Origin of the sequence: Kitasatospora sp. NPDC056783, assembly GCF_042789895.1 — a bacterium.
Lineage (GTDB): Bacteria > Actinomycetota > Actinomycetes > Streptomycetales > Streptomycetaceae > Kitasatospora.
This window is the reverse complement of the sequence record NZ_JBHUAF010000010.1, coordinates 37,581-53,750: the sequence shown is the minus strand read 5'-3', so window position 1 is coordinate 53,750 and position 16,170 is coordinate 37,581. Positions and strand designations below refer to the sequence as shown.

General features: G+C 73.5%; 14 protein-coding genes. 5 read left to right on the top strand and 9 right to left on the bottom strand.

Features of this window, described 5'->3' with window-relative positions:
- Positions 1-83: 83 nt before the first annotated feature.
- Both ACFRMQ_RS03625 and ACFRMQ_RS03620 read right to left on the bottom strand, forming a co-directional pair.
- On the bottom strand, positions 84-1,325 hold the full coding sequence (locus ACFRMQ_RS03625) for a CynX/NimT family MFS transporter (protein WP_380726492.1): 1,242 nt from the start codon (positions 1,323-1,325) through the stop codon (positions 84-86).
- Positions 1,326-1,389: 64 nt separating this feature from the next.
- Entirely contained in the window at positions 1,390-2,112 is a 723-nt protein-coding gene (locus ACFRMQ_RS03620; protein WP_380726490.1) for a FadR/GntR family transcriptional regulator, read from the bottom strand.
- A 298-nt stretch (positions 2,113-2,410) separates the two neighbouring features.
- Here ACFRMQ_RS03620 and ACFRMQ_RS03615 point away from each other — a divergent pair, with 298 nt between their 5' ends.
- Genes ACFRMQ_RS03615 through ACFRMQ_RS03595 form a run of 5 tightly spaced genes read left to right on the top strand, consistent with a single transcriptional unit; the run spans position 2,411 to position 7,872 of the window.
- A complete protein-coding gene (locus tag ACFRMQ_RS03615; RefSeq protein ID WP_380726488.1) occupies positions 2,411-4,108 on the top strand; it encodes a hypothetical protein in 1,698 nt (565 codons plus the stop codon).
- A complete protein-coding gene (locus ACFRMQ_RS03610) occupies positions 4,105-4,476 on the top strand; it encodes a hypothetical protein (RefSeq protein WP_380726486.1) in 372 nt (123 codons plus the stop codon). The genes ACFRMQ_RS03615 and ACFRMQ_RS03610 overlap by 4 nt, the downstream gene beginning before the upstream one ends.
- Positions 4,477-4,526: 50 nt before the next feature.
- Positions 4,527-5,210 carry a hypothetical protein gene (locus tag ACFRMQ_RS03605; protein WP_380726484.1) on the top strand — a complete coding sequence of 228 codons (684 nt, stop codon included), beginning with the start codon at positions 4,527-4,529 and terminating at the stop codon, positions 5,208-5,210.
- A complete protein-coding gene (locus tag ACFRMQ_RS03600; RefSeq protein WP_380726482.1) occupies positions 5,207-6,136 on the top strand; it encodes a protein phosphatase 2C domain-containing protein in 930 nt (309 codons plus the stop codon). The genes ACFRMQ_RS03605 and ACFRMQ_RS03600 overlap by 4 nt, the downstream gene beginning before the upstream one ends.
- Positions 6,133-7,872 (top strand): lipopolysaccharide kinase InaA family protein, encoded by a 1,740-nt coding sequence (locus ACFRMQ_RS03595; protein WP_380726480.1) that lies wholly within the window; start codon positions 6,133-6,135, stop codon positions 7,870-7,872. The genes ACFRMQ_RS03600 and ACFRMQ_RS03595 overlap by 4 nt, the downstream gene beginning before the upstream one ends.
- Here the strand turns inward: ACFRMQ_RS03595 and ACFRMQ_RS03590 are convergent.
- From ACFRMQ_RS03590 to ACFRMQ_RS03560, 7 genes are all read right to left on the bottom strand, one after another.
- Complete coding sequence (locus ACFRMQ_RS03590; RefSeq protein WP_380726478.1) at positions 7,860-8,711, bottom strand: HAD family hydrolase; 852 nt, start codon at positions 8,709-8,711, stop codon at positions 7,860-7,862. The genes ACFRMQ_RS03595 and ACFRMQ_RS03590 overlap by 13 nt on opposite strands.
- Before the next feature lie 63 nt (positions 8,712-8,774).
- On the bottom strand, positions 8,775-10,049 hold the full coding sequence (serS, locus tag ACFRMQ_RS03585; RefSeq protein ID WP_380726476.1) for a serine--tRNA ligase: 1,275 nt from the start codon (positions 10,047-10,049) through the stop codon (positions 8,775-8,777).
- 507 nt (positions 10,050-10,556) lie between these two features.
- On the bottom strand, positions 10,557-11,492 hold the full coding sequence (pheA, locus tag ACFRMQ_RS03580; protein ID WP_380726474.1) for a prephenate dehydratase: 936 nt from the start codon (positions 11,490-11,492) through the stop codon (positions 10,557-10,559).
- 116 nt (positions 11,493-11,608) lie between these two features.
- On the bottom strand, positions 11,609-12,892 hold the full coding sequence (gene efeB / locus ACFRMQ_RS03575) for an iron uptake transporter deferrochelatase/peroxidase subunit (protein WP_380726472.1): 1,284 nt from the start codon (positions 12,890-12,892) through the stop codon (positions 11,609-11,611).
- A 14-nt stretch (positions 12,893-12,906) separates the two neighbouring features.
- On the bottom strand, positions 12,907-14,913 hold the full coding sequence (locus ACFRMQ_RS03570) for a copper resistance protein CopC (RefSeq protein ID WP_380726470.1): 2,007 nt from the start codon (positions 14,911-14,913) through the stop codon (positions 12,907-12,909).
- 13 nt (positions 14,914-14,926) lie between these two features.
- Positions 14,927-15,442: a copper chaperone PCu(A)C gene (locus tag ACFRMQ_RS03565; protein WP_380726468.1), complete on the bottom strand. Its 516-nt coding sequence runs from the start codon at positions 15,440-15,442 to the stop codon at positions 14,927-14,929.
- Positions 15,439-16,098: an SCO family protein gene (locus tag ACFRMQ_RS03560; RefSeq protein WP_380726466.1), complete on the bottom strand. Its 660-nt coding sequence runs from the start codon at positions 16,096-16,098 to the stop codon at positions 15,439-15,441. The genes ACFRMQ_RS03565 and ACFRMQ_RS03560 overlap by 4 nt, the downstream gene beginning before the upstream one ends.
- Between the last annotated feature and the right edge of the window lie 72 nt (positions 16,099-16,170).

Genomic DNA, 16,170 nt, shown 5'->3' with positions numbered 1-16,170 from the left:
GTGCCCCGGAGCCGTAACGGCCCCGGGGCACCGCGCCTCCGTCGCTTCCGTCGCTTTCCTCGCGAGCGGTTCGGAGGGTGCGTTCAGAGGGTGCGGTTGCGGCCCGCGCCCCAGCCGGCCGCGCCGACCACGACGACCAGCACCAGCATCAGCACCAGGGTGGTCTCCCAGCCGCCGGTCAGCTGGCGCAGCGCACCGCCGCCGACCGGGCCGGCCGCCGCCACCAGGAAGCCGACCGCCTGCGACATCCCGCCCAGCTGCGCGGCTCCGGCCGCGGTACGGGTGCGCAGCACGATGAACGCCAGGCCCAGGCCCAGCGAGCCGCCCTGGGCCACGCCCAGGATGGTCGCCGACACCCACGCGGCGGAGACCGGCGCGGCCAGCAGCAGGGCGATGCCGAGCCCGTTCAGCGAGGCCATGGTCACCGCCAGCGCGCGCTGGTTGGTCATCCGGCCGGCCATCAGCGGCACCAGGAAGGCACCGGCCACCTGCACCAGGTTGGAGAAGGCGAAGACCAGTCCGGCCTGGCCGCGGTCCATGCCGTGCTCGGCCAGCATGGTCGGCATCCAGGCGACCAGGGTGTAGACCAGCAGCGACGAGATGCCCATGAAGAGGCTGATCTGCCAGGCCAGCGGGGCCTTCCAGATGCCCTCGATCGGCTTGCCCGGCTGCTGGACGGCCGCGGCCACCGCCGCCTTCTCCTGCCGGGAGCGCAGCACCTGCGGCAGCCAGGCCACCGCCGCGACCAGCGCGAGCAGCGACCAGGCGCCGAGTGAGGCCTGCCAGCCGCCGCCGAGCGCGTGCTCCAGCGGGACGGAGGTGCCGGCCGCGAGGGTGGCGCCGACCAGCATGGTGGTCGAGTAGACGCCGGTCATGGTGGCCGCGCGGTCCGGGAACTCGCGCTTGACCAGGCCGGGCATCGACACGTTCAGCACCGCGATGGCGACGCCGATCACCACGCAGCCCGCGTACAGGGCCGCCACCGAGGGCAGCACCCGCAGCAGCACGCCCGCGCCCAGTACCAGCACCGCGCCGAGCACCACCCGCTCGACGCCGAAGCGCCGGGTCAGCCGGGGGGTGAGCGGGGCGCCGACGCCCTGGAACAGCACCGGGACGGTGGTGATCAGCCCGGCCGCGGTGGCCGACAGGCCGAAGGTCCGCTGGATCTCGCCGACCATCGGGGAGACCGCTGCCAGACAGGCGCGCATGTTCAGCGAGACCAGCACGATGCCGGCCAGCAGCAGGAGCGGATGGGCCAGCCGGGCGCGGGCGGGGAGCGGGGCAGGAGTGGTGGCGACCGGCTGCTGGGCACGGGTGACGGCCATGGGCGTGCTGTTCTTTCGTGAATGTGCGTGGATGCGGACGGCGGAAGGGGAGGCTCGCGCCGTCCTACTTCCGGGCCGCGATGGCCGCGAGCAGCTGCTCGACGGCCGCGATGGGCTCGGCGAGCAGCGCACGGGACGCCGTCTCGGCCCGGTCCGGGTCGCCGCTCTCGATCGCGTCGACCAGTGCCTCGTGGGTGGCCACGACCGCTTCGGGCATCTCGTGGTCACCGAAGGCGGAGGTCATCGTCTCGCGCACGGAGGCGCTGAAGTAGCGGTACACCTCGGTCAGCGCCGGGTTGTGCGCCGCCTCGACGACGGCGGTGTGGAACTCCAGGTCGTGCTCGACGGTGGCCTCGCGGCTCGCCCGCTCGGGGTGCGTCGCGAACACCTCGGCCTCGCGGGCCAGTGCGGCCCGCATCCGCCGGACGTCCTCGGGGGTGTGTCGCAGCGCGGCCAGCCGGGAGGCCTCGGTCTCCAGCGCCGCGCGGACCTCCAGGACGTCCCGGATGCCCGAGCGCTGGACGCCGCGCAGCACCGACGCCGGGTCGCTGGTGGAGCGGACGAACGTCCCCTCGCCCTGTCGGGAGACCAGCATTCCGGCGTGCACCAGCACCCGGATCGCCTCCCGCACGGTGTTCCGCCCGACCCGCATCCGCTCGGCCAGCTCGTGCTCGGTGGGAATCCGCGACCCGACCGGCCACACCCCGCCCGCGAGCTGTTCCCGCAGCTGCTCGATCGCGGTGTCCACCAGGGAACGCCGCCCGGCCGCCTGCAGACCGCCGCTCATGCCGGACCTCCCTTCCACACCGCGTACGCCATCACCGGTCATCGGTCATCCTACAACCGCTTGCCCGGTCATCCTACAACTGCCTCGGTCCCGCCGGAGGCGGGGTGCGGGGTGCGGGGTGCGGGGTGCGGGGTGCGGGAGGGAGAGGAGGGGCGGGAGGGCTCTCGGTGCCCCGCCGTCCCGGCCGGCGGACTCCCGGATTCCGGCAGTCCGGAAAATCCACAAGCTGATGACAGGTCAGATTTCGCCCCAGGGCGGGTAGTTACGTCACACGAAGATTCACGAAGGGCGATCGACCATGAGCACCTTCGACACCTGGAACTGCCCGAACTGCGGCCTGGTGAACCCCCCGGGCGTGCCCTGCTCCGGCTGCGGGGCCCCCGTCGCCACCACCAAGACCGGCCCCGTCGCCACGACCAGGACCGGCCCCGTCCCGGCCCCCCGCGGCCGGCCCCCCCGGTCCGCGGCGCCGCCGCGCACCACGGACGCCACCCGCTACCTGTGCGCGGCCGTGCAGATGGACAGCACCCTCGCCCGCCGCGCGATCGACTCCGTCCTCGGCGAGCCGCGCCGGGCCGTCGCGTCCTCGCCCGACGTCGACCTGGCCTGCGTGCTGCGCTACGCCGTCTTCGCCCGTACCCGCCACACCACCGCCAGGGTGCTGCTCGCGCTCATCGCGGCCTGCATCGTGGCCTCCTTCTTCCTCCACCCCTTCGAACAGACCGAAGCGCCCGCCCCGCCCACGGGCTACGGCTACCCCGACGCGTCCGCCGCCTCCGCGTCGGAGACCTCGCTGCCCTTCCTCGGCCTGCCGATCGTCGTGCTCCCGCTCCTGGTGGTGGCCTGGGCCGTCGTCCTCATCGAGCAGCTCACCGCCTACTTCGGCGTGATCAAGCCCCGGTTGAGCCGGGGCGTGTTCGACCCCGCCCGGGCGCCGGTCGCCACCCGGCCCGAGGAGGAGGCCCGGCTGCGGGAGCTGGCCGGACTGGACCACACCGGCAACGTCACGGTCTTCTCCGGCTTCGAGCCCTTCCTCGGGTACGGGCGGCTGCTCAACACCTGGAACTTCACCATCCCGGTGGACCGGCCCGGCGAGCACTACGACCGGGTCCTGCCGTTCTCCATCGCCGACCTGACCGCCGAGACCGCCAGGGCGGTGGAGTCGCTGGGGCTGCCCGAGGTGAGCGTCGCCGAGCGGATCTTCGTCAGCGGCGCGGACCTGTCGCTGGGCGTCGATCCGGCCGTCCGGGCCGTCCTGCTGCCCCGGCCGACCGACCGGCCGACCCGCGAGCTGCCCGCCCACATCGTCGACCGGCTGCGCGAGGACGGCACCTCCCGGGCCCGGCCCTACCTGGTCACGACGGTGTCGGGCTGGGGCAGCGAGGTGGTGACCACCAGCACCGTCCGGTTCGGCCTCAGCCCCGCCAAGGACCTGCTCTTCGTCGAGGGCGCCTCCTCGATGCTCCCCCCGGTCAAGGAGGCCTACCACCTGGTCGACCACCTGCTCGACCGGCCGACCTGGCGCCAGCTCGCCACCCTGGCCGGGACGTCCCTCAAGAGCATGCCCGGCCGGTTGGTGCGCGGCGCCGGCTTCCTGCTGGCCCTGCCCTTCGCGCCCGTCGTCGCCTGGTTCACCAAGGGCGACCAGCTGCGCCAGATCCGGTTCAGCGCCTTCAACTACGGGGCCCTGAGCAGCATCCGGCAGCTGGCGGCCGACTCCAAGTTCCACCGTTACTACCAGCAGATCGACCACCAGATGTACACCAAGGTCGTCGAGCGGCGGACCCTGGACACCCTGATCGACTTCCTGGAGGACCACCGGGTCGACGTCTCCGAGGTCCGGGAGCGCCGGAACGTCATCTACAACGGGGGCATCTTCACCTCCGGCAACGCCAGTATCAGCTTCGTCAACTCCCCGGTCGCCGCCGGGGCGGGCAGCCGGGTGCGGAACATGATCCCGTCCCGCGACCCGGAGGGAAGGAAGGCCAGGTCATGAGCGAGGGACGCAACAACTCCGGCGGGTTCCACATCAGCGGCAGCGGGCCGGTCAACTTCACCAACTCGCCCGTGGCCGCGGGCCGGAACTCCTCGGTCACGGTCAACTCCGGTGCGGGGGAGGTGGACGAGGAGGCGATCGCCCGGCGGGTGCTGGCGCTCGCCGAGCAACTGCGCCGGGAGAGCGAGCCGGACAGCCGCCAGGCGCAGGCCGCCGAGGACCTCCAGGCCGAGATCGACTCCCCGGCCCGGCGCTGGGACCAGGTGCTGCGCTTCCTCGGCAGGGCCCGGGCCGGCGTCGTCGCCACCACCGCGGTCGCGGCCGAGATCCAGAACCTGGACGAGGCGGTCCGGTCGATGCTCCAGTAGCCGCACCGTCGGCCGGCCCCAGGGAACCCACACGACAGGAAGGGGGTGCGGTGGCCGAGACCAAGGGTGTCCTGCTGCCCGCCTACGTACTGGCCGACGAGTCGGCCTCGATGGAACCGTACCTGGCCGAACTCTCCGGCGGGCTGGTCTCGTTGTGCGAGGGGCTGCGGGCCGAGCCGATGATCGCCGCCAAACTGCGGCTCGCCGTCCTCGGCTTCTCCGACGACGTGGAGATCCGCCTCGCGGTCACCGACATGCGGACCGAGACCAGACTGCCCCAGGTCGTCATCCGCGCGCTGACCAACTACCGGGCGGTCTTCGATGACCTGCTGGACCGCATCCCCACCGACGTCCAGTGGCTGCGCGGCCAGGGGTACAAGGTGCACCGGCCGGTGGTGTTCCTGCTCAGCGACGGCCAGCCGACCGACGGCGACGACTGGCGGGACGCGCACGCCCTCCTCACCGACCGCCGACGGACCCCGACCGCCCCCAACATCATCGCCTGCGGCATCGGCGAGGCCGATCCCCGGACCATGCTCGCGGTGGCGACCCGCCCGGAGTTCGCCTTCGTGGCCCGGTCCGGCATCGACCTCGGCCGGGCCATCGGCGAGTTCTTCCACGCGCTCACCACCAGCCTGGTCGCCTCCGGCCAGGCCCTGGGCTCCGCCAACCCCCACCTCGTGGTCAACCGTCCGGACCAGTTCGTCCTCGCCATCGACGAGGTCGGGCAGTGACGCGGCACGGTCCCGGCCCCGAGCGGGGCCCCGGGCCGGCCGCCGGCCCCTGGCAGCGGATCGCCGTGGGCACGCCCGGGATCGAGTTCGAACCGAGGCCGCCGCGCCAGCCCGCCTACGACTTCCCCGACACCGAGTGCGACGGCTGGTCCACCGACGCGCTGACCGTGCGCTTCGCCTCCGTCCGCGGGGCCGAGCACCGCTACTACGGCCGCCCGCGTCAGGACGCCGCGCGCGTCGCCCTGCACCAGCCCACCGGCGCGGTCGCCTTCGCCGTCGCGGACGGCGTCTCGGCCGCGACCAGCGCCGAACTCGGTGCCATCGAGGCCTGCCGGGCCGCCCTCGCGCACACGCTCCACCTGCTCTCCGCGAGCCCGGGACCGGTGGACTTCCAGGACGTCGCCCGGCACGCCGCCCGACGGCTGCGGCAGGTCGCCCGCTGGCGGCTGGGCGGCCGGGAACCGGACCCGGCCGAGGTCTCCCGGCTGTACGCGACCACCCTGGTCACCGGGGTGGTCCACCCCGATCCGGCCGGCCCCGTCGTCGAGCTCTGCCGGATCGGGGACTCCGGCGCCTGGGTGCTCGACCTGCCGTACGGCCGCTACCACCCGCTCTTCGGCCCGAAGTCCGCCGACGACACCCCGCTGATCGGCACCGAGGTGACCCCGCTGCCCGCCGTGCCCGACCCGATCGAGCGCACCGGTGTCCGGCTCGCCCCGGGACTCGCCCTGCTGATCGGCACCGACGGCTTCGGCGACCCGCTCGGCGACGGGGACGGCCAGGTCGGCGAGCTGTTCGCGGGCGCCCTCGCCGACCCGCCCACCCCGCTCTGGCTCGCCCACCTGCTCGACTTCTCCCGCGAGACCTTCGACGACGACCGGACCCTCCTGGTCGTCTGGCCGCACCCCGTCCAGGAGACGAGATGACGGACGACCGCGCCGTTCCGACAGTCGACCACGACAGCCTGGTCCTGGTCCGCCGCCTCGGGCAGGGCGGCCAGGGCACCGTCCACGAGGTCGCCCGGCAGACCGACGGCCACGCCCTCGTCTACAAGGAGTACCGCCCGGAGACCCTCTCCGGACTCGACACCGGCGCGCTGGCCGCCATCGTCGCGCTGCTCGCCGAACTCGACGGAGCCGAGGCCCACTGGCTCGACGAGCGGGCCGCCTGGCCCACCGCCCTGGTCCGCCGGCAGGGCCGCGTCAGCGGCTTCCTGATGCGGGCCGCCCCCGAGCGCTTCCACTTCGAGCTGCACGCCCTCGGCGGCGGCACGGCGGCCACCCGGCGGCTGGCCACCCTGGAGTTCCTGCTCAACGACGACGACTACGTGGCCCGGATCGGCCTCACCGTCAGCGACCGCGACCGTCTGGCCCTGCTCGCCGACCTCGCCACCACGCTGTCCCGGCTGCACCGCCTCGGCATCGCGGTGGGCGACCTCTCCCCGAAGAACCTGCTCTTCGCCACCGACGGCGGCAGGGCCCGCTGCTTCCTCATCGACTGCGACGCCGTGCGGCTGCGCGGCGCCACCGTCCTGCCGCAGGTCGAGACCCCGGACTGGCAGCTGCCGCACGGCGAGGAACGCGGGACGGCGGCGGGCGACGCCCACAAGCTGGCGCTGCTGGCCGTGCGGCTCTTCGCCCGGGACCAGAACACCACCGACCCGGCGGCGCTCGCCGCGCTCAGCCCGGCCCTCGGCGAACTGGCCCGCTCCGGACTCGACCCGGACCCGTCGCGCCGGCCCGCCCCGGCGCTCTGGGCGGAGCACCTCACGGCGGCCGCCGCCACCGCCTCCACCGCCCCGGCGGCGGCCCGCCTGTCCGCCCCGTCCGCCCCGTCCGCCCCGTCCGCCCCGGCCGCACCGCGGCCGCCCACCCCGGTCGGCTCGGCGGCCGGTCCGGGCACGTCGACTCCGCCGGCCAGGACGCCGTTCGTGGCCGGAATCGGCATCGCCGCGGTCGTCGCGGCCGTCGTCCTCGCGGTGGTGCTGGGAGTCGCCCACCACAAGTCCGGTTCCTCACCGGAGGCGGATCCGTACACACCCGCGCCCGCCCACACGCCGGCCCACACGCCCGCGTACACCTACACGCCCACGTACCGGCCCGTCCCCACCCCGACGTTCGACCCCGCCTCGCTCGACGACGAACTGACCGACCGCACCCCGCTGACCGCCTCCGCACTGCTCCCCGAGTCGTTCACCGACGCCAAGCAGGTGCGCTACCAACGTGCCAGCGGTGGGCGGCACGACTGCGTGACCTCGGGCATGAGCAACGACGTCCGGACGGCGCTGAGCGACGGCGGCTGCGTGAACCAGGTCGTCGGGACCTACCTGGACGCCAAGAACACGATCATGGTGATCATCCTGGTCAAACCCATGAAGAACGCCCAGGCAGCCGAGACCGCCTACAAGGCGCTCTCCGACGCGAACATCTCCGACTGGGACTTCTGGTGCCCCAGCAGCGGGCCCGGTTCCGAGCTGTGCTCCGGCGGCACGAACACCACCCGGGCCACCCAGACCGGCCGGAAGACCACCGACCACCGGTACCTGATCCACGCCCAGGCCATCTACGTCAACCTGGGCGAGGACGACAGCCTGGAACCGTGGACGGACGCGGCCACCCGCGGCGCGCTCCTGGCCGCGGGCCCGGACAACTACACCCGGTAGAGCCGCTCCAGGACCGCGGCGACGCCGTCCTCGTCGTTGCTGGTGGTGACGGTGTCGGCCACGGCGAGGAGTTCCTCGTGGGCGTTGGCCATGGCGACGCCGTGGGCGGCCCAGCCGAACATCGGGACGTCGTTGGGCATGTCGCCGAAGGCGATGGTGTCGGCGGCGCGCACGCCCAGGCGGCGGGCGGCGACGGCCAGGCCGGTGGCCTTGGAGAGGCCGAGCGGGAGCAGCTCGACCACGCCGGCGCCGGCCATCACCACGCCGACCAGGTCGCCGGCGGCGCGCCGGGCGGCCTCGGCGAGGGCGTCGTCGGTGAGGGCGTGGTGCTGGATGTAGAGCTTGCTGAGCGGGGCGTCGAGCAGTCCGCCGCGCTCGACCCGGACGACCGGCAGGTCGGAGCCGATCAGCAGCTCGTACCCGGGGCCGGCCAGCACCTGGCCGTCGAGGCCGTCCTGGTTGGCGGCGATGGCCAGCGGGCCGGTCTCGGCCTCGATCTTCTCGATCGCGAGCGCGGCCAGCCGCCGGTCCAGGGTGAGCGAGGTGAGCAGTTTGTGCGCGCCGGCGTCGTACACCTGGGCGCCCTGGCCGCAGACGGCTATCCCGGTGTAGCCGATCTCGTCGAAGACCGGGCGGGCCCAGACCGCCGAGCGCCCGGTGACGATGATGTGCAGCGCGCCCGCGCCGGTGGCCGCGGCCAGGGCGGCGCGGGTGCGCTCGGAGACGGTCTCCTCGGTGGTGAGCAGGGTGCCGTCGAGGTCGGTGGCGACCAGCCGGTAGGGCAGGTCGCCACCTCCGGTGGCTCCGGGGGAGGCGGGGCTGGGGCTGATGGTGCTCATGGGCCGTACGTCTCCCGGGAGTCGCGGGTGGTGCTGGGTGGTGCGGGCCGGTCGCGGGACCGGCTACTTGACCGGTTCGAGGACCGTCCGCCCGCCGAGGTACGGCCGCAGCGCCTCGGGAACGACGACCGAGCCGTCGGCCTGCTGGTGGTTCTCCAGGATCGCCACGATGGTGCGCGGGATGGCGACCAGGGTGCCGTTCAGGGTGGCGAGCGGGCGGGTCTTGCCCTCCTCGCGCATCCGGATCGACAGCCGGCGGGCCTGGTACTCGGTGGTGTTGGAGGTCGAGGTGACCTCGCGGTACTTGCCCTGGGTGGGGATCCACGCCTCGATGTCGAACTTGCGCGCGGCCGAGGCGCCGAGGTCGCCGGAGGCGACGTCGATCACCCGGTAGGGCAGCTCCAGGGCGTTGAGGAAGTCCTTCTCCCACTGGAGCAGCCGGCGGTGCTCGTTCTCCGCGTCCTCGGGAGTGGTGTAGACGAACATCTCCACCTTCTCGAACTGGTGGACGCGGATGATGCCGCGGGTGTCCTTGCCGTAGGTGCCGGCCTCGCGGCGGAAGCAGGAGGAGTACCCGGCGTAGCGCAGCGGCAGCTTGTCGGCGTCGAGGATCTCGTCCATGTGGTACGCCGCGAGCGGGACCTCGCTGGTGCCGACCAGGTACCGGTCGTCCTCGGCGAGGTGGTACACGTTCTCGGCCGCCTGGCCGAGGAAGCCGGTGCCGTCCATGGCGGCCGGGCGGACCAGGGTCGGGGTGATCATCGGGATGAAGCCGGCCGCGGTGGCCTGGGCGATCGCCATGTTGACCAGGGCGAGCTCCAGCAGCGCGCCGACGCCGGTCAGGTAGTACGAGCGAGCACCGGCGACCTTGGCGCCGCGCTCGGTGTCGATGGCGCCCAGGATCTGGCCGAGCTCGACGTGGTCGCGCGGCTCGAAGCCCTCGGCGGAGAAGTCGCGCGGGGTGCCGATCTCCTCCAGGGTGACGAAGTCCTCCTCGCCGCCGACCGGGGCGGCCGGGTCGATGAGGTTCGCCAGCGAGCGGAGCAGGCGGTCGGCCTCCTCCTTGGCAGCGCCCTGTTCGGCGTCCGCGGCCTTGACCTCGGCGGCCAGGTCCTTGGTGCGCTGGAGCAGGGCGGCCTTCTCCTCGCCCTTGGCCTGGGCGACCTGCTTCCCGAGCACCCGCTGCTCGCTGCGCAGTTCGTCGAAGCGGCTGCCCGAGGACCGGCGCCGCTCGTCGGCGGAGAGGAGGGCGTCGACCAGGTCGACGTCCTCGCCACGGACGCGCTGCGAGGCGCGCACTCGGTCAGGGTCCTCACGGAGCAGGCGAAGGTCAATCACAGGGCCAAGCGTACCGGGCGACCGTTCCTCCGCCGGTACGGCTTTTTCCCTGGGGATAACTCGGCCCGGCCTGTGGATAACTCCCGTGGGGAACTCTCCGCCGTCGAGTTATCCACAGGCTGGGGCCTGGGCCTGTGGATCAAAGGGGAGGATCGTCTTCCGCGTGAACGAACCAGGGAATTGAGGTTTCAAACCTCAATGAACCTTCTCGAGTGAGGGAATTGAAGCACTCGGACGGGTGATTTGCTGGCAACCGGGTGACTCTGGTCCGATTGGTCATCTCTGCGACGCAAACCGATGGTCCGACCAGGTCTGGGCAATGGCTATACCGGTTTGTCGACTCATCCCCAGGCCTGTGGATAACTCCGGGCTGTGGACAGCCGTCGGGCCTGTGGACAGCGGGCACGGCCCCGGACCGCCTGTGGATGACGGGTGGGGCCGCCCGACCTCGCCTGATCGGACCGGTCCGAAACGGTCGGAAAAGGTCCGAAGGACAAAAAGTGGATCTCAGATGTCGCCGCGGCCGTCGAGCGCGCGGGAGAGCCAGTCCGCCGCCGAGGTGAAATCCCCGTCCGAGGTGCCCGGCCGCCGGTGGGTCGACTCCTGCCGGTCGGCGCGCGGATAGGAGCCGAGGTACCGCACCTGCGGGCAGATCCGCTTGAGCCCCATCATCGCCTCGCCCACCCGGCGGTCGGAGAGGTGGCCCTCGCAGTCGATCAGGAAGCAGTAGCTGCCCATGCCCTCGCCGGTCGGCCGGGACTCGATCCGCATCAGGTTGACCCCGCGCACCGCGAACTCCTGGAGCAGCTCCAGCAGCGCACCCGGGTGGTCCGCCGGCAGCCAGACCACCATCGAGGTCTTGTCCGCGCCGGTCGGCGAGGAGACCCGCCCGGGCCGGCCGACCAGGACGAACCGGGTGGCCGCGCTCTTCGCGTCCGCGATCTCCTTGACCAGCGGTTCCAGCCCGTAGATCGGCGCCGCGAACTCCCCGGCGAAGGCGCCGTCGTAACGGCCCTCGGCGACCAGCCGGGCGCCGTCCGCGTTGGAGGCGGCCGACTCCCACTTCGCCTCCGGCAGGTTGGCCGCCAGCCAGCGCCGCACCTGGGGCTGGGCCACCGGGTGGCTGGTCACCGTCTTGATCCCGGACAGTTCGGTGCCGGGCCGCACCAGCAGCGCGAAGGTGATCGGCAGCAGCACCTCACGGTAGATCATCAGCGGTGCGCCGGCGGCCAGTTCGTCGTTGGTCGCGGTGACCGCGCCCTCCACCGAGTTCTCGATCGGGACGAACGCCCCGGCCGCCTCCCCGCCGCGCACCGCGTCCAGCGCCAGCGCCACCGAGGACAGTGGCACCAGCTCCCGGGTCGCCGCCTCGGGCAGGGTGTGCAGGGCCGCCTCGGTGAACGTGCCGGCCGGTCCGAGGTAGGTGTAGCGGGTGGCCGACATGACGCCTCCGTGAGGTCTCGGTGGTGCGGGCGGGTGTGCCGAAGCAGTCACCCTAACGACTCCGCGGTCCCGGCCGGACCGTGTTCCGGTGGCCGGGACCGCGCTGGGCCGGACCGTCAGCGCGCTTCCAGCAACTGCTGTCCGAGGTAGCCGCCGAGCGGCGCCGACGGCGGCACCGCGTACATGCCGCTCGCCTCGTGCCGCAGGAACCGGGCGAGGCTGTCGGCCCGGGAGAGGTTGCGCTGCACCGGGATGAAGCCCTCGCGGGGGTCGCCCTGGAAGGCGATGAAGAGCAGCCCGGCGTCCGGCGAACCGTCCGGCAGCAGCCCGTCGTGGTACGAGAAGCTCCGCCGCAGCATCGCCGCGCCGCTGTTGGAGGCGGGGGCGGCGACCCGGATGTGCGCGTCGGCGGGGATCTTCAGGCTGCCGTCCGGGTTCTGCGCGGCGAGGTCGACCTTGGTCCGCTCGCCGGAGTCGGCGGCCGCGCTGAGCGGGGAGCCGGTCGACTTGCGCCGCCCGATCACCCGCTCCTGCCGGTCCACCGGCAGCGCCTCCCAGTTGTCCAGCAGCATCCGGATCCGGCGGTACACCAGGAACGAGCCGCCGCCCAGCCAGGGCTGCGGGTCGTTGCTGCCGCCGCCGTAGTAGACCTTGTTGAAGTTCTCCTCGCCCGGCCTGGGGTTGTTGGTCCCGTCGACCTGGCCCATCAGGTTGCGCGCGGTGATCTTCCGCGAGGCGGCCCCGGGGGTGCGGGAGAAGCCCGCCGCCTGCCAGCGCAGCGTCGCCGTGCCCGTCGCCAGCCGCTGGAGCACCCGCAGGGCGTGCACCGTGACCAGGGCGTCGTCCGCGCATATCTGGACGATCAGGTCGCCGTCACCGCGGGCCGGGTCGAGCGCGTCGCCGGGGAAGGCGGGCAGCGGTTCGAGCGCCGCCGGCCGGCGGTCGGCCAGCCCGGCCTTGTCGAACATCGTGGCGCCGAACCCGACGGTGACGGTGAGCGAGCAGGGCCCGAGGTCCAGCGCGATCTGGTTGTCGGACTCCTCGGCCGGCTGCCCGGCGGTCAGCCGCTCGGCCGCCCACGTCCAGCGCTGCAACAGGCTGCGCAGCCCGTCCCGGCCGACGCCCCCGGCCAGGTCGAAGGCGGCCAGCTGGACCCTGGCCTGCGGCGGGTCGGTGATCCCGGACTGGTGATCGCCGCGGAACGGCAGCCGGGTCGAGCCCAGCACGCCGGTCACGGGCCGGTCGTCGCCGCCGGCCCCGGCGTAGGCGACGCCCGCACCGGCGACGCCCACACCGGCGCCGACCAGCAGCCCGGCCCCGGCGGTGCCGAGCAGCGTCCGCCGGGTGAAGTTCCCGGCGTCGGCCGGGCCCTGGTCCGTCGAGTCCTGACTCGTCGACATCTCCGTCATCTCGCTCATCCGATCTTGAACTGCTGGGTCGGGGTGGTCTGGTCAATGTCGGAGGAGCGGATCTGCACCGACACCACCCAGGTCCCCGCCAGCGGGAGCTGGGCCGTGCCGCTCCAGCGGCCGACGCCCTCCGGGGTCAGCGCGACCGGCAGGGGGCCGAGGTCGCGGTCCGGCAGGGTGAAGGCTAGCTGTACTTCGGGAACGTCCACCGGTTGCCCGTCCACACCGTCCAGTGCGAGCTTCACCTCGTTCGGTCCGGTCCCGGCCGGGTTGAGGGTGACGGTCGCGGTGCCCTTGGCGTTCGGCGTCCGGCCCTTGGTGTCGTACGGGAGCTTGAGGGCGACGGTGCGGCCCGGCTCGGTCCGCGGCGCCGCCGCGGCCCCGTCGGCGACCGGAGCGGCGGCCCCGGCCCTGACCTCGCCCGCCACCCGCCCGGGCGGGGAGTTGGTCAGCATCGTGGTGACCACCAGCACCGCCACCGCGACCAGCGCCTCGACCAGCACCGAGCGGCGCAGCCCGGCCCGGGTCGGGGTCAGCCCGCGGTCGCGTCCGGCGCTGCGCAGGGCGGCCCGCTGGCGCTCCAGCTGCGCCCGCCGGACCGGGTCCTCGCCGTGCGCCGCGACCGCGACCGGCTCCGGCAGCTCGACCGGTGCGGCCTCGGCCGGCTCGACCTCCGCCGCCTCGGCCGGGGTCGAGCGCAGCTTGGCCAGCCAGGCGCGGGACATCCAGGCGACGCCGAGCATCACGAGCACGCAGCCGCTCTTCACCAGCAGCAGCCGCCCGTACTCGGTGCCGGTCAGCGCCCCCCAGCCGCCCAGGCCCCGCCAGGACTGGTAGACCCCGGTCACGGCCAGCACGGCCACCGACCCGAACGCGATCTTCGAGAAGCGGTCCACCACCCCGGCCCCGACGCCCTCGCGCAGCGCGACCAGCAGCGCGGCCAGCCCGCCCAGCCAGAGCGCCATCGCGATCAGGTGCAGCACGCCGAGCGGCAGCGCCAGCCAGACCTGGATGCCCACCGAGGCGTGGTCGGCGCCGACCCAGGTCGCCGAGAGGGCGACCGCCAGCACCAGCCCGGCCACCCCGAGGCCGAGCCGGACCTCGCGCTGCGGCCGCGTGGCGGCCCGCCGCTCCAGCTCGCGCAGTTCGACGGCCTCGGCGTCGTCCCCGTCCGGCTCCGCCGCCGCGGGGAGCGGCTTCGGCGGCTGCCCCAGCTGCCCGACCAGCAGCGACAGGAACACCCCGCTCGCCGCGAGCAGCAGCAGCCGGGCGGCCAGCGCGGTGCCGATCCGCTCGTCCAGCGTCGCCCGTACCAGTGACAGGTCGAAGGCCTGTCCGATGCCCGAACCGCGCTCGTACGGGCCGCGCAGCATCAGCACCGCGACGGTGGAGACCAGCAGCGCCGTCCAGCCGGTCATCAGCAGCCGCTGCACCCGGCGCCGGGCGGTGCCGGCCGGCCAGCACACCAGCACGAAGGCGGCGACGCCGACCAGCAGCGCGAAGGCCGCGTAGGCGACGGTGCGCCCGGTGCCGTACAGGGCGGCGACCAGGCCGTCGGCCTTGGCGCCCTGGAGCGCGGTGGCCGACACCGAGGTGTCCGAGGGCGCGCCGATGGAGAAGGTGAACGCCCCGCCGACCGGGTGCGAGTCATCCGACACGGCCCGCCACGCCACCGTGTACGTGCCGTTGGCGAGGCCTCCCTTCAGCCCGACCCGGGCGGTGTTGCCCTTGCCGTCGGCGTGCGCCGGGTCGCCGGTGTCCACCGGCTTGCCGGCCGGGTCGAGCACCCGGACGGAGTCGCCGGAGAGCGAGACGGACTCGCTGAAGGTCAGCGTGACCGCTTGCGGGGCGGTGGCGACCACCGAGTTCTGCCGGGGGTCGGTGGAATCCAGGGTGGCGTGCGCGGAGGCCGGCCCGGCGCCCGCGAGCATCAGCGCGAGCAACGCGCCGAGTACCGCGAACACCCCGGCGATCCGACGGTGGGTGGCCTTCTCCAGGCCGGCCGACTGCATGGTGGCGGGTTCCCTAACTCTGGCCGGGGCGGTAGGTGAGCTCCTTGACCGGCACCTTCACGGAGATGGTGCCGGACTTGGCGAAGGTGAGGTCGAGCTCCAGCTCGTCACCGAGGGCGGGGGCCTTCTGCCACCCCATGATCATGAGGTGGTTGCCGCCGCGGGCGAGCCGCAGGTCGCCGTGCGCGGGGACGTCCAGGCTGTCCACCTGCTCCATCGTCGACTCGGTCGAGCGGTGCATGGTGACCGACCGGGCGGCCGGGCTGCTCACCTTGAGCAGTTCGTCGTGGCCGCCGTCGTTGCGGACGGTCAGGTAGCCGGCCGCCATGCCGCCGGCCGGGGGCAGCGGGATGTAGGAGTCGGCGACGCTGATCCTGGCCGGGCCGCTGGAGGCGGCGTCCGGGCCGGCGGTGCCGTCGCCGCTCCCGCAGGCCGCCAGGACGGCGCTGCCGCCCAGCGCCGTGGCGACGACGGCGCCGAGCAGGGCGGTGCGGCGGAAGCGGCGGGTTCCGGTGGTCACCGAGGTCACGCCGCGACCCCCTTGGCGAGCAGCGGCAGGTCGTGCTCGTAGGTCTTCTCCTCGGTGCCGCTCATGTAGAGCACGTGCGCCTTGTCGTCCGAGGGGAGGAAGGCCAGCACCTGCGCGCCGTGGGTCGAGGTGACCGTGCCGTCGGCGTTGACCACCGGGTCCTCGATCATGATGCCGAGCGACCTGGCCGCGGTCTTCACCTTGGCCAGGTCCCCGGTGAGGCCTATGAAGTCGCTGCCCATCGAGTCCAGCCAGGTGCGCAGCACCTTCGGGTTGTCGCGCTCCGGGTCGGTGGAGACGAAGACGACGTTGATCTTCTGCCGTTCGGCCTCGGGGAGCGCCTTCATCGCGACGCCGATGTCGCCCATGGTGGTCGGGCAGACGTCCGGGCAGCTGGTGTAGCCGAAGAACAGCAGGGTGGCCTTGCCGTTGGTCTGCTGACGCAGGTCGAAGGGCTGCCCGGAGGTGTCGGTCAGCTGGAGGTCCGGCTTCTCGAAGTTCTTGGCGAGCTTGGTGCCCTGGTACGGGGTGTTCTCCTTCTGCTGGGTGACCTTGGCGGCGGAGGAGCCGCTGCCGGAGGAGCCGCAGGCGGAGAGGGTCAGGGCGGCGGCCAGCGCGAGGGCGGCGGCGCCGGCCAGACGGGTGGTGCGGTGCATGGGAGTTCCGATCGTGCGCGGTGGACCGCCGGCGGGGCCGCACCGGTGGGTGGGGTACGGCCCCGCCGGCGC